Raw genomic sequence first — 13,746 nt, 5'->3', positions numbered from 1 at the left:
CCTCGAAATGGCTCAGCCTGAGTAGCCGTAGATTTCACGCGCGCGTTCAGGCGTGATCAGGCCGTTCTTCACGTCGGCGGCGACCGCTTCCGGGTCGCGCTGCTTCGGATCGCCGATACCGCCGCCATTGCCGGTGACGACCCGGATGACATCGTCGGTGTGTGTGGTAAGGCCGGAGACGAAAGAGAATTTTTCCGTCGAGCCGTCCTTGCGGATCACTTCGACATAGTTGGGCGAACCTTCCATGCCGCCATCGAGCGACCAGGGCGGGAAACGCGAGCGGGTGTAGCCGGCGGTCAGAAAACCGTTGTCGGCGCGCACCCGGTAATCCATGACGATGCCGCGGCCGCCGCGATATTTGCCCTCGCCGCCGGGTTCGATGTTGAGCTCCATGCGGTCGACGTAGAGGCCGTTGCGGGCCTCGTTGACCTCGGCCGGGCAATTGTAGGTCTCGCCGTGGAAGCCGCAGAAGATGGCGGAGTTGCCATCGCGGCCGCGGCTTGCGCCCCAGCCGCCGAGCTGCGGCTCTATGATGGTGTACTGCCGGCCGGTGTCGGGGTGGATGCCGCCGATGAAGGTGCCGCACACGGAGGCGAAGTGGCCGGACGCCAGGCGCTCGGGCATGTGCGGCGCCAGGCAGCGCCACATGATGTCGTATACCCGGAGCTCGATCTCGTAATAAAAGCCGATCGGCGCCGGTTCCTTCGCATGGAAGACGGAGCCCTCGCGGGTGAGCAGCCGGATCGGCCGGAACGAACCTTCATTGGCCGGCGAATAGGGATCGGTCAGCGACTTGAAGATCATCTGCGCGGCGACCATGACGCCGTCGCGGCTGGTGTTGACCGGATTGTTCGACTGGTCGGGATTGTCGCGCAGGTCGACCGTGAACGCATCGTCGGCGATCGTGATCTTCACGTTGAAGAAACGCCCGTCATCCTGCTCCTCGGAGAGCTCGAAGGTGCCCTTGGGCAGGTTGGCGAGCTCCTTGAGCGATACCTGTTCGCCGAAATCCATGAACGAGGCCATGGCGTTCTCGAAGGTCTCGACGCCGTATTTCTCGGCGATCTCCTGCAGGCGCCTGGTTCCGATGCGCACAGAGGCGATCGCCGCCCACACGTCCCCTTCGAGCACGTCGGGCATGCGTGAGTTGACCTTGATGATGTCCATCACCGGGCGGATCGTCTCGCCCTTCGAGATCACCTTGATCGCCGGCAGGCGCAAGCCTTCCTGAAAAATCTCGGTCGCCTCGCCCGTCAACGAGCCCGGCGCCATGCCGCCCACGTCCGAGTTGTGGGCGATGTTGGCGGTCCAGGCGATGATGCGGCCGCCTGCGAAGACCGGCATGGCGACGACGATGTCGTTCAGATGGGTGACCCCGCCGTAGTAGGGATCGTTGGTGGCGAAGACGTCGCCCGGCTCGATGTCGCCTTCCCTGGAGAACTTCTCCACGATCACCTTCACCGCCTTGTCGAGCACGCCGATGAAGGCCGGAATGCCGGCTCCAGAGGAGGCAAGCGCACCCTTGGCGTCGGTGATGCCGGTGCCCATGTCGAGCACCTCGTAGATGATCGAGCTCATCGCGGTCTTCTTCATTACCGCGAACATCTCGTCGGCCGTCGCCTGCAGCGAACTCTGGATGATTTCGAGCGTGATCGGGTCGTTGGACGCGTTGGCCATCTCGTTCCTCCTCACTTCGAAAGCGTGATGTGGATGTTGCCGTAGCCGTCGATCTCCACGGCATTGCCAGGATGGATGACGACGGTGGTGCCGGGATCCTCGACAATCGCCGGGCCGGAAAACTTCATGCCGGGTTCTAGCCTGGTACCGTCATAGATCGCGGCTTCGTGGACACCTTCGAGCGCAAAATCGACCTTGCGGCTGCCCTTCAGCGCGGTATCGGCCTCGTCATCCGTCTCCGGACGCTCCTTCATGGTCAGCTTGCCGACCTCGGCGGAGGCGACGAGGTGGATGCCGACGAGTTCCACGGGCGCGTCGAGACGGTAGGTGTATTCGCGCTCGTAGGTCTCGTGGAACGCCGCCTCGATGCCGGAGAGACGGTCGTCGGTGACGGCGCCCTGGTCGAGCAGCACCTCGGTCGTGTGCTCCTGATTCTGATAGCGGAACTTGCCGTAGCGCAGGAACTTCACCTTATCGGCCGCCACGCCCTCCTCGGCGAACTGGCGACGGGCGCGATCCTCTGTCTCGGTGAAGAGGTTCTCGATCACGGCGGCGGAGCCGGGCTTCAGTTCGGCGAGCCGGGTGACGAAATAGTCGCGCCGCAGGTCCGACATCATCATGCCCCAGGCGGAAAAGACCGGGGCACCCGCCGGGACGACGACCTTGCTGACGCCGAGTTCCTGCCCGAGAGCGACGGCATGCATGGCGCCGCCGCCACCAAAGGCGACGAGGGTGAATTCACGCGGGTCATGGCCACGGTTGAGCGACACCAGCTTGAGCGCGTTGACCATGTTGGCGTTGGCGATGCGGATGATGCCGCGCGCTGCCTCGTCGGCGTCGACCCCGAGCTTGTCGCCGACAGCGCGGATCGCCTTCTCCGCCGCTGCCATGTCGGCCACCACCTCGCCGCCGCAGAAATAGTCGCGGTTGATGCGGCCGAGCCAGAGATTGGCGTCGGTCGTGGTGGCATTGTCGCCGCCGCGGCCATAAGCGGCCGGGCCTGGCATGGCGCCGGCGGACTGCGGGCCGACATGCAGCTTGCCGAAATCGTCGACCCAGGCGATCGAGCCGCCGCCATTGCCGATCTCGACCAGATCGACCACAGGCACCATGATCGGATAGCCGGCAGAGGTGCGGTCGCGCTCGATCCAGTAGTCGGTCATGATCTTGACTTGGCCGTCCTCGATCAGCGAGCACTTGGCCGTGGTACCGCCGATGTCGAGCGCCAGCACGTTGGGTTCGCCGATCAGCTTGCCGAGTTCGGCCGCGCCCCAGAAGCCGGACGCCGGCCCGGACTCGACCATGGTGATCGGGATGCGGGAGACACTTTCGAGCGAATCCACCCCGCAATTGGACTGCATGATGTAGGGACTGCCCTTCAACCCCTTGTCCTTCAGCCCGCCGGCCAGGCGCGACAGGTAGCGCTCGGCCGTTGGCTGCACATAGGCCGAGAGCACTGCCGTGTTGGTGCGCTCGTATTCACGCCATTCGCGGGTGATCTGATGCGATGAGACCACGGCCACCTCTGGCCAGAGCTTGCCGACCTCGGCAAGTGCGGCCTGCTCGTGCGATGGATTGGCGTAGGAATGCAGGAAGCTGATCGCGACTGCCTCCACACCATCCTTGCGGAAATCGTCAAGGATCGCGGCAAGACCCGAAAGGTCGAGCGGCTTCATTTCCTCGCCCTTGTAGTTGACCCGGCCGGGCAGTTCGCGACGCAGGTAGCGGGGCACGAAGGGCTTCGGCTTCTCGTAATGCAGGTTGAAGAAGTCGGGCCGGTTGCCGCGCGCGATCTCGAGCGTGTCGCGGAAGCCTTCGGTCGTGATCAGCCCCACCTTGACGCCCTTGCGCTCGGTCAGCGCGTTGATGACCACCGTGGTGCCGTGGGCGAGGAAATCGATCGCAGCGGGGTCGATGCCGGCCTTGGCGATGACGTTCAGAACGCCTTCCTCGAAATTCGGCGGGGTGGTGTCCGACTTCGCCGTGACGATGCAGGATTCGCCGGTTTTGTGGTCGGTCTCGAAGCAGACCAGGTCGGTGAAGGTGCCGCCGACATCGGTGGTAACGCGGATGGTGGTGTCGGCCATGTCAGGCTCCCGTGGTTTGAACGCGTTCGTTGAGCAGCAGGCAGATCATACCCGGAAGCTTCAGCGCCTCCGCGGCCTCGACCCGCTGCTCGGTATAGAAGCCCGCCTCATGCAGACAGTTGATCGTGCCCGCGACCTTGCCATCGATGATGATCGGCACGTTGATGACGCTTTCGCAGCCAAGCGAGCGGATCAGTTCGTGATCGTCGAAGACGGCGCGGATGCCGTCGATGTCGTTGGCGACGAAGGTCTTCTTTTCGCCGATCACCTGTCGCGACCAGTCGGTCTCGTTGGCGGGCTTGGTGCCCGAGACCGGGTAGGCCTCCGGCATGTTGGAATAGATGCGGCCGGCCACACCGTTTTTGGCGTCATGCGTCATGATGGTGAAAAGCTTCACCCCGACCACGTCGTTCGTCAGGGCGCAGAGCGCGTCGAACGATGCCTTCGGCTGGTCGGCGCACGCGGCCGCGTCGAGGAATTGCGAATAGTCAGGCACCTGCATTCTCGTTCTCCATGAGGCGGTCGCGCAACGCCACTTCCTCGCCGGTGACGACCGGCACCGCGCCAATGAGGCGGCGGGTGTAGGGGTGCTGCGGATCGGCAAAGATGATCTCGGTCGGGCTCAGTTCGAGCAGCCGGCCCTTTTCGAAGACGGCGACGCGGTCGGCGATGTTGCGCACCACCGACAAATCGTGGGTGATGAAGACGTAGGTGAGGTTGCGCTTCTGGCGCAGTTCGGCGAGCAGCTTCAGGACACGGGCCTGCACGAGGACGTCGAGCGCCGAGGTCGGCTCGTCGAGTACGACCAGATCGGACTCGCAGGCGAGCGCCCGGGCGATCGCCACGCGCTGGCGCTGGCCACCTGACAGGGCGGCGGGCGAGCGCGAGATGAAATCGGCAGGCAGGCCGACCTCCTCAAGCAAGCGTCCGACGCGGTCACGGCGATGGGGGCGGTCGCCGATCCCGTGCACGTCGAGCGCCAGCCTGAGCGAGGCGCCGACCGAGCGGCGCGGGTTGAGCGAGGAGAGCGGGTTCTGCTGCACAAGCTGGATCGCGCGCCGGTGCCGCAGTTCGCGGCGCTCGGGCAGGATGTCGCCCCGCCACGAGATCGAACCCATCGACGGCGGATAGATGCCGAGGATCATATTGGCGATGGTCGACTTGCCGGAACCGCTTTCGCCGACGATCGCCAGACATTCGCCTTCCTCGACGTCGAGCGAGACGTCGTCGACGGCGCGGACCTCGCGGGTGCCGAGCGAAAAGACCTTGGAGACGTTGCGCAGGGAGAGCAGGTGGGTCACGGCCGTGCCTCCCCCGGCTCGCCGCAGCCTTCGTGGACGACGAGCGGCTGGAAATAGTCCTCCGACACGTCCTCGATCTCCGGAATGCCGCCGCCCGTGATGCGCGGCACCGCCGAAAGCAGGGCGCGGGTATAAGGATGGCGCGGGTCGGCAAAAAGGCCCTCGGCCGTTGCTTGCTCGACGATCCGGCCCTTGTAAATGACGTAGACGCGGTCGGCGAATTCGCGCACCACACCGAGATTGTGCGAGATGAACAGCACCGAGGTGTGATGTTCCTCGACGAGGTCTCGCATCAGCTTCAGCGTCTGCGCCTGCACGGTGACGTCGAGCGCGGTGCCGGGCTCGTCGGCGATCAGCAGCGAGGGCTCGTTAGCGAGTGCCATGGCGATCATGACACGCTGGTTCATGCCGCCAGAGAGCTGGAAGGAGTAGGATTCGAGTGCCCGCTCCGGGTCTGGGATCGCGACATCGGCCAGCCGGGCAACTGCCTTCGCGCGCGATTCTGCCTCGGTGATCCCCGGCTCGGCACGCTTCAGCACCTCGTGGAACTGGGTTCCGATCCGGTAGACCGGGTTGAGCGACGATGTCGGGTCCTGGAAGATCATCGACATCTTCGTGCCGCGCAGCCGGTGCCGCTCGGCATCGGGCAGGCGGTCGAGGTCGGTGCCCTCGAACTCAAGGGTGCCGGAGATGCGTGCGCTCCTCAACTGCTGCAACAGGCCGAGGATGATACGCGCGGTGACCGACTTGCCGGAACCGGATTCGCCGACAAGCGCGACACGCTCGCCCTTGTCGATGTGCAGCGAAATACCGTGCAGCACCTCGGCCATGCCGGCCCAGGTCCTGAAGCCGAGACGCAGGTCGGCGATACGCAGGGTCGTGGCGGTCATTGGTCGACCCCCAATATGTCGCGCAGCGCGTCGCCGAGCAGGTTGAAGCCGAAGACGGCGACCAGGATCGCGAGACCCGGGAAGACGGTCAGCCACCAGGAATCGGGCAGGTATTTCGCGCCGTCGGCGACCATCGAGCCGAGATCGGGCGTGGGCGGCTGCACACCAAGGCCGAGGAAGGAGAGCGACGAGGCGATCAGGATGACGAAGCCGAGGTCGAGCGTCATCTTGGTGACGATCGAGGGCACGCAATTGGGCAATATCTCGCGGAAGATGATGTGCGGCTTCGAGGCGCCGATTACCTCGGCGGCGAGCACGTAACCCTCCTCCTTCTCGGCCCGCGTCAGATTGTAGACGAGGCGGGTGTACCAGGGCCACCACATGGCGGTGACGGCGAGCATGCCATTGGTGAGCGTCGGCTCCAGGAGGCCCATCATGGACATGGCGAGGACCAGCGGCGGAATAGACAGGAAGACGTCTGTGATGCGCATCAGCACGTATTCGGTCCAGCCGCCGAGATAGCCGGCCACCAGCCCGATGGTGACGCCGATTGGCACGGCGATGGCAAGCACCACGATGCCGAGCACGAGCGAGATGCGATAGGCGTAGAGGATGCGCGAGAAGAGATCGCGGCCGACCAGATCGGTGCCGAACAAATAAGGCCATTCGGGCGCCTTGTTGAAATTTGCGAAGTCGACGACCGCACCGGCGTGCTCAGGGAAGGGCGCGATGAAATCGGCAAAGACCGCACTGACGACGACAAGCGTGATGAGGATGACGCCCGTGAGCGACAGGGGGTTGCGCAGGAGGATGAAGAGCGATCGTCTCATGACGCCCTCTGCGAGTAGCGGATGCGCGGATTGATGAAGGCGATCAGGAGGTCGACGACGATATTCACGATCAGGAACATCGCCGAGATGATCAATACCGTGCCGACAATAGCGTTGAGATCCTTGCGCAGGATGACGGCGACACCGTAGCGCGACAGGCCCGGCCAGGCGAAGACGGCCTCTACCAGGAAGGCGTTGCCGAGCATGGCCGCGAAATCGAGGCCGATAATGGTCAGCGACGGAATCAGCGAGGGCCGGAAGGCGTAGCGGTTGGCGATCCGACGTTCCGGGAAGCCATAGGATTGCGCCATCTCGATGAACGGCCGGTCGTAGGTCTCGACCATGTTGGAACGCGTCAGCCGCGCCGCCTGGCCTATGCCCGAAAGTGCCAGCGCGAAGGCGGGCAGCACGATGTGCCAGGCCGCATTTGCGAAGGCGCGAAGATTGCCGGCGAGCAGCGTGTCGACCATCAGGAAGCCGGTGACCGAGGGGATCGCATAGCTGTCGGCGATGCGTCCCGCGATCGGGAACAGCGGCAGGTAGAAGGCAAAGATCAGCATCAGGATGACGGCCCAGACAAAGCTGGGAGCCGACACGCCGAGCAGCGTGAAGACGCGCACCGCATGATCCGCCCATGAGCCGCGGTAACGTGCGGCGATCACGCCGAGCGGCAGGCCTATCAGGATCATCATGAGGCCGGCGACGACGATGAGTTCGAGCGTTGCGGGCAGGAACTGGGCAATGTCGGTCGTCACCGGGCGGTTGGTGTAAAGCGAGACGCCCAGGTCGCCACGCGACAGATCACGAAGGAAATAGCCGTATTGCACCGGCAGCGACTCGTCGAGATGCAGCCGGTCACGCAGCGCCTGCACCTGCTCGGGCGACGCGCTCGGGCCTAGCGCGATGCGCGCCGGATCGCCGGGGATGACCCGGGCGATGGTGAAGATCAGCATAGAAACCCCAACCAGTACGATCAATGAGGTTCCCAGCCGCTTCGCGAGGAGGCGGATGACAGGCGGCATGATGCGCGACCTTGGTTTCGATTTGCGGCCGGCGGCTGGTGCCGCCGGCCGATGCCCGGCGAGCGTTACTCGCCGGTCATTTCCATGAGCCGGAAGGTGAAGCCGAAACCGTCAAGCCCGAACGCCTTGTCGGGATCGGACAGCGCCGGCGCCTTGAAGCGGTTCGACGCGGCGAACAGCGACTGGCGGTCATAGGCGTAGATCGACGGCGCGATCTCCATCAGGCGATCGTTCAGGGCCGAATAGGCTGCCTCGCGTCCCTCGTCGCTGGTTTCTGTACGACCCTTGTCAAGGGCTGCGTCCACCGCCTCATCATCGAGATATTCCGGCGACTGCCAAGTTCCGGCGGCCGTGGAATGGTACATGGCGTAAAGCAGCGTGTCGGGGTCGCCGGTCACTGCGTTGACGAAGACCTGCGAGATGTTGGGCGTGTTCTCCGGCTTGGTGACCTGCTCGGTGAACAGCGCCCAGGGCAGCTTCTTGATCTCGGACTTGATCCCGAGTTCGGCGAAATTGGCCTGCATCAAGAGAGCGTAGCGCTCCTCGAGCGGAACCTCGCCGATCCAGGAAATCTCGAGGTTGAAGTCCTCCGGCGCGTATTTGCAGTCGGCCAGATACTGCTTCGCCGCCTCGAGGTCGCGCGACAGCGTTTCGGAGGCCGGGTTGGAGCCGAACATGCCGACCGGGATCGCGCCGGTCGAGGCCGAGCCCTGGGCGACATCGTCAGTGACAGCGACCATCTTGACGCCGGCGGCATAGTCGTAGGCCTTCGACAAAGCCATGCGGCAGTTGACGTCATCAAGCGGCGGCTTGGTGGTGTTCATCTTGATGTAGAAGGCGCCGCCGCCGCTTTCCTTCAGGATCTGCGCGCCATCGGCGGCAAGCGACTTCAGCACCTCCGGCGGCAGCCACTGCGAGGAGATGTCGTGCTCGCCCTGGGCGATCAGCGTGCGCACGGTGGCTGCTTCCAGCCCGTAGCGCAGGCGCACCGTGTCGGGGGCGGCGTCCGGGACACCGAGGAAGTAGTCGGGGTTCTTCGCCATCACCGTCTCTTCCTGCGGATTGTGGGAGACCACCTTGTAGGCGCCGGTGCTGGCTGCATTGCCTGACAGGAAGGCCTGACCCCAATCCTTCATCTCGCCCTCGCCTTCACCGAGGTTCTCCATCACCAGCTTCTTGTCGACGATCGGCAGGCGAACCAGCGAGGCGATGAACGGCGAATAGGGCTGCGACAGCTTGAAGCGCACCGTCTGCCCGTCGACGGCTTCCGCAGCGTCAACGTTCTTGAACAGGTAGGACAGGCCCTGACCAAGCGCCTTCATGCGATCGAAGGAAAAGACGACGTCTTCGGCTGTCAGCGGGTTGCCGCTATGGAACTTCACGTCAGAGCGCAGCTTGAAAACGAAATCGCTGCCGTCGGCTTCCCAACTCTCGGCCAGATGCGGCGCGTAGCCCGGACCGCCCTGAACCGGGATGACGAGGGTGTCGTATATGTTGAACATCAGGATGGAGTCGGCATAGTCCGAGGCCTTGCCGGGATCGAGTTCGCCGACGGCGACCTCGTCGAGACGGAGGACGGTTTCGGCGAATGCCGGGGCGAGCGCGGCGGAGCCTAGGGTCGATGCGGCGAGAAGCGCTGCCGCGAGAGTCCTGGTGATACTGGTCATCGTGGTTCCCCTATTGTTTGACCTTGTTTTCTGCCGAAGTCTTGCGGCCGCCCTTCTTGCGGACCGCGGGGACGACGCTGTGCGCCGCCGAGCCCGGTTCATCACCGAAGACATCCATCGTGCAGGTATGCAGGATGGTCGACGGCGCGCCGGTATGGTTCCAGGAGGAGTGGACATCGGTCGAAGGGAAGTGGATCGAATCCCCTGCTTCCAGAATGTGAACCTCGCCTTCCACTTCCACTGTGATCCCGCCCTCCAGGACGTAAAAAATCTCCTCGCCCTCATGCGCGATCGGCTCTGAACGATAGCCGGGAGGCTCGTGGATGATCACGCTGCGCAAAACGTTGCCGGGGAAGGACGCCGACAGGCGTTCGTAGACAAGCGAGTTGCTGCCGACCGCGTAGTGCGGCCGCTGGTCATGCCTGGTCGTCGGCACCGTCAGCCGCGGCTGCGAGAGAAATTCGGAAACGTGGACTTCCAGCACCCGGGCCACCGACACGAGGGATGACAGCGACGGCGTGGTGATGCCGCGTTCGATCTGGGAAATGAAGCCGACGGAAAGTCCCGCCGCATCGGCGACTTCCTTCAGCGTCAGGCCGAGGCTGCGCCGGCGGCTCCTGAGCCGCTCGCCAAGCGGATGGTGACCCGCCGCCTCCAGTTCCCCGAGTTCGACCTGCTCGTCCAAAGCCTTCCCCGATCGTTTTAGTATTTGTAAAAACGATGACTCCAGAGATCGAACGAGTCAAGGAAAATTTTAGCCAGACTAAAACTCTGAAATCGCCCAAAGAATTGCGCGAACCGGGTCGGACAGGGCCTGGCAGGCCACCAACGCCGAGACTGAAAGCATGCTTTCCAGAGAGGATTGTGCTTGCGCTGGCGACGGCGCTTGCGCCATCGTTCCGGCTTCTCCGACGGCAGCACACGAAGACTTCGAAGAGACCCCAAATCCATGAGCGACGCCACGACCTTCGTGCATCTCACGGACCTGCATCTGGTCCCCCCGGGAGGGTCTGCGGACCACCCGTGCGCGGGCAATGCCGACAGGCTGCGCAAGGCCGTTTCGATGATCGGTGCGATCAGGCCGCTCCCTGACTTCATCGCGCTGAGCGGGGATATCGCCGACCGGGGCGATATCGACAGTTACCGGCTCGCGCGCGAGGTCTTGGGCGAAAGCGGACTTCCGGTCGTCCATGCGCTCGGCAACCACGACACCCGGCAGCGCTTTTATGCGGGCATGCTCGATCGCGAACGGGATCTCGAAGCGCCGTACTGTCACGATCATGTCTTCGGCGACGCCCATGTCATCGCGCTCGACACCAGCGTTGCCGGAAAGGTCGCCGGCGCGCTTTGCCAGCCGCAGTTTGCCTTCCTCGGCGAAGCTCTCGCGCGGCATCCCAGACGGACGAAGGTGATCGTCATGCATCACGCCCCCTGGATCGGGCAAGGGATCGGCCATGGCTGGGAAACCATCGGCCCGCAAGACAGCGAAAGCCTCGCCGATGCGATCCACGGTCACAAGGTGGCCGGCATCCTGACCGGCCACGTTCACTATGACCGGGTCTCGATCTGGAACGGCGTGCCGGTCGTCACTACAACCGGGCTCTACAACGCCAACGACATTTTGCACAACGATGGCCTGCGCTTCGTCGCCGGCGCCTCCTTCGCGCTCTGCACGCTGCGGGACGGTGCGCTGACGGTCGCCTACGTGCCGCTGCCATCGGACCGCCGGGAACTCGCCGTCATCGACGAGGAGACCGTTCGCAGCTTCGTCTAGGGGAACGCCATCCGTTAGCCGCGCAAGAGAACAGCCTTCGCACCGCGCTGAAATTTCGGAAAATTTCGCGTTCCGCCCTCCCGCCGAACCCTTGTTGCGAACTTTGCGCCGCAGGACCGGAGCGGCGATCTTCCCCTTGCGAAAGGGCGCCGAAGGTGGATGATCGCTCGCGAGGGAGGATGGCGCCAGCGGCGGTAAGAACAACAAGAATGCCCGGCGACCCTCCCCAGTCCATCGGGAGCCCAAAGCATGGCCGACCATTCGCCGCTTCGTCTCAACGTACCCGAGCCGGAGGTGCGGCCCGGAGGCAAGCCGGACTTTTCCAACGTGAAGATTCCGAAGGCCGGCAGTGTGGACCGCCCGCCGGTCGACGTGCCACCTGAAGATATCCGCGACATGGCCTATTCGATCATCCGCGTGCTCAACCGCAAGGGCGAGGCGGTGGGGCCGTGGGCGGGGACGCTGACCAACGAGGAGGTGCTGTCGGGACTGCGTGACATGATGCGGGTGCGCGCCTTCGACCGCCGCATGCTGACTGCGCAACGGCAGGGCAAGACGTCGTTCTACATGCAATGCCTCGGCGAGGAGGCAATTGCCTGCGCGTTCCGCAAGGCGATGGAAGACGGCGACATGAACTTTCCGACCTATCGCCAGCAAGGCCTGCTGATCGCCGGCGGCTATCCGATGGTCGACATGATGTGTCAGATCTATTCGAACACGCGCGATCCCAACAAGGGCCGGCAGTTGCCGGTCATGTATTCGTCCAAGAAATTCGGATTCTTCTCGATCTCGGGCAATCTGGCGACGCAGTTCCCGCAAGCGGTCGGCTGGGCGATGGCCTCGGCGATCAAGAACGACACGCGCATCGCCGCCGCCTGGATCGGCGACGGCTCGACGGCCGAAAGCGACTTCCACGCGGGCCTGGTCTTTGCCTCGACCTACAAGGCGCCCGTCGTGCTCAACATCGTCAACAACCAGTGGGCGATCTCCACGTTCCAGGGAATCGCGCGTGGCGGCTCCGGCACCTTCGCCGCGCGCGGCCACGGTTTCGGCATTCCTTCGCTTCGCGTCGACGGCAACGACTATCTCGCCGTGCATGCGGTGGCGAGGTGGGCGATCGAGCGGGCGCGCCGAAATCTCGGCCCAGTGCTGATCGAGCATGTCACCTACCGTGCCGCGGCGCATTCGACATCCGACGACCCTTCGGCCTACCGGCCCAAGGAAGAGTCGGATGCCTGGCCGCTCGGCGATCCGGTCGAACGGCTGAAGAACCATCTCGTCGCGGTCGGCGAATGGTCGCCGGAGCGCCACAAGCAGGCCGAGGCCGAGATCGACGCCGAAGTGCTCGCCGCCCAGAAGGAGGCTGAAGCCTTCGGCACGCTGCACTCCGGCCCGAAGGCCTCGCCGCGGGACATCTTCGAGGACGTCTACGACAAGATGCCGCCGCATCTCAGGCGCCAGCGCCAGGAAGCGGGGTACTGAGATGCCGCGCATGACGATGATCGAGGCGATCCGCGACGCCCACATGGTCGCGATGGAACGCGACGACGATGTGGTCGTGTTCGGTGAGGATGTCGGCTATTTCGGCGGAGTCTTCCGTTGCACGCAGGGCCTGCAGGAGCGCTTCGGACGCGAACGCTGTTTCGACAGCCCGATCAGCGAATGCGGCATCGTCGGCACGGCGATCGGCATGGCCGCCTACGGGCTGCGTCCGTGCGTCGAGATCCAGTTCGCCGACTATGTCTACCCTGCATACGACCAGATCGTTTCGGAAGCGGCGCGGATCCGGCACCGCTCGGCGGGTGACTTCACCTGCCCGCTCACCATCCGCATGCCGACCGGCGGCGGCATCTTCGGCGGCCAGACCCACAGCCAGAGCCCGGAAGCGCTTTTCACGCATGTATCCGGACTGAAGGTAGTTGTGCCGTCCAATCCGATCGACGCGAAGGGCCTGTTGATTGCCTCGATCGAGGACGACAACCCCGTGATCTTCCTCGAACCCAAGCGGCTCTACAACGGGCCCTTCGACGGGCATCACGACAAGCCGATCATCCCCTGGTCGAAACATCCGCTGGGTGACGTCCAGGCAGGCCATTTCACCGAACCGCTCGGCAAGGCGGTGGTGCGGCGCGAAGGCTCGGCGGTGACGGTTCTTGCCTACGGCACGATGGTCTACGTGGCGGAGGCCGCGGCAGAGGAAAGCGGCATCGATGCCGAGGTGATCGACCTGCGCACCCTGCTGCCGGTCGACCTCGACGCGATCACGAAATCGGTCAGGAAAACGGGCCGCTGCGTCGTGGTACACGAGGCGACGCTGACATCGGGCTTCGGCGCCGAACTCAGCGCGCTGGTCCAGGAACACTGCTTCTACCATCTGGAGGCCCCGGTGCGACGGGTCACGGGCTGGGACACGCCCTACCCCCACGCGCAGGAATGGACCTACTTCCCCGGCCCGGCGCGCATCGGCGCCGCACTCGCCGAAGTGATGGAGGGCTGAG

The 13,746-nt window shown here is 64.3% G+C and carries 12 protein-coding genes; 3 read left to right on the top strand and 9 right to left on the bottom strand.

All coding sequences use genetic code 11. The annotated features are described in order from the left end of the window. Window positions 1-12: 12 nt before the first annotated feature. The 9 genes from FQ775_RS23205 to FQ775_RS23165 form a co-directional block, all read right to left on the bottom strand. On the bottom strand, window positions 13-1,677 hold the full coding sequence (locus FQ775_RS23205) for a hydantoinase B/oxoprolinase family protein (protein WP_146297652.1): 1,665 nt from the start codon (window positions 1,675-1,677) through the stop codon (window positions 13-15). 11 nt (window positions 1,678-1,688) lie between these two features. Next, window positions 1,689-3,764 carry a hydantoinase/oxoprolinase family protein gene (locus FQ775_RS23200; RefSeq protein WP_146297660.1) on the bottom strand — a complete coding sequence of 692 codons (2,076 nt, stop codon included), beginning with the start codon at window positions 3,762-3,764 and terminating at the stop codon, window positions 1,689-1,691. 1 nt (window position 3,765) lies between these two features. Then, window positions 3,766-4,266, bottom strand: coding sequence for a GAF domain-containing protein (locus FQ775_RS23195; RefSeq protein ID WP_146297661.1), 501 nt, complete (start codon window positions 4,264-4,266; stop codon window positions 3,766-3,768). Then, window positions 4,253-5,065, bottom strand: a complete 813-nt coding sequence (locus tag FQ775_RS23190; protein ID WP_146297662.1) for an ABC transporter ATP-binding protein — start codon at window positions 5,063-5,065, stop codon at window positions 4,253-4,255. The genes FQ775_RS23195 and FQ775_RS23190 overlap by 14 nt, the downstream gene beginning before the upstream one ends. After that, on the bottom strand, window positions 5,062-5,955 hold the full coding sequence (locus FQ775_RS23185) for an ABC transporter ATP-binding protein (RefSeq protein WP_146297665.1): 894 nt from the start codon (window positions 5,953-5,955) through the stop codon (window positions 5,062-5,064). Before FQ775_RS23185 ends, FQ775_RS23190 begins: the two co-directional genes overlap by 4 nt. Then, window positions 5,952-6,785: an ABC transporter permease gene (locus tag FQ775_RS23180; protein WP_146297667.1), complete on the bottom strand. Its 834-nt coding sequence runs from the start codon at window positions 6,783-6,785 to the stop codon at window positions 5,952-5,954. Before FQ775_RS23180 ends, FQ775_RS23185 begins: the two co-directional genes overlap by 4 nt. Then, on the bottom strand, window positions 6,782-7,807 hold the full coding sequence (locus FQ775_RS23175; protein ID WP_146297669.1) for an ABC transporter permease: 1,026 nt from the start codon (window positions 7,805-7,807) through the stop codon (window positions 6,782-6,784). The genes FQ775_RS23180 and FQ775_RS23175 overlap by 4 nt, the downstream gene beginning before the upstream one ends. 65 nt (window positions 7,808-7,872) lie before the next feature. Continuing rightward, the gene (locus tag FQ775_RS23170) at window positions 7,873-9,474 is read right to left on the bottom strand and encodes an ABC transporter substrate-binding protein (protein ID WP_146297675.1); all 1,602 of its coding nucleotides are present in this window, start codon (window positions 9,472-9,474) and stop codon (window positions 7,873-7,875) included. A gap of 10 nt (window positions 9,475-9,484) precedes the next feature. Continuing rightward, window positions 9,485-10,159 carry a helix-turn-helix domain-containing protein gene (locus tag FQ775_RS23165; RefSeq protein WP_146297677.1) on the bottom strand — a complete coding sequence of 225 codons (675 nt, stop codon included), beginning with the start codon at window positions 10,157-10,159 and terminating at the stop codon, window positions 9,485-9,487. 264 nt (window positions 10,160-10,423) lie between these two features. On the opposite strand from FQ775_RS23165, the gene FQ775_RS23160 reads away from it, so the two are divergent. From FQ775_RS23160 to FQ775_RS23150, 3 genes are all read left to right on the top strand, one after another. Beyond that, window positions 10,424-11,248, top strand: coding sequence for a metallophosphoesterase family protein (locus FQ775_RS23160; protein ID WP_146297679.1), 825 nt, complete (start codon window positions 10,424-10,426; stop codon window positions 11,246-11,248). Window positions 11,249-11,497: 249 nt separating this feature from the next. Further along, window positions 11,498-12,730, top strand: a complete 1,233-nt coding sequence (locus FQ775_RS23155; protein ID WP_146297681.1) for a 3-methyl-2-oxobutanoate dehydrogenase (2-methylpropanoyl-transferring) subunit alpha — start codon at window positions 11,498-11,500, stop codon at window positions 12,728-12,730. Window position 12,731: 1 nt separating this feature from the next. Beyond that, a complete protein-coding gene (locus FQ775_RS23150) occupies window positions 12,732-13,745 on the top strand; it encodes an alpha-ketoacid dehydrogenase subunit beta (RefSeq protein WP_146297683.1) in 1,014 nt (337 codons plus the stop codon). The last annotated feature ends 1 nt before the right edge of the window (window position 13,746 follow it).

Origin of the sequence: Nitratireductor mangrovi (genome assembly GCF_007922615.2) — a bacterium.
Taxonomy (GTDB): domain Bacteria; phylum Pseudomonadota; class Alphaproteobacteria; order Rhizobiales; family Rhizobiaceae; genus Mangrovimarina; species Mangrovimarina mangrovi.
This window is presented reverse-complemented; position numbering and strand designations above follow the sequence as displayed.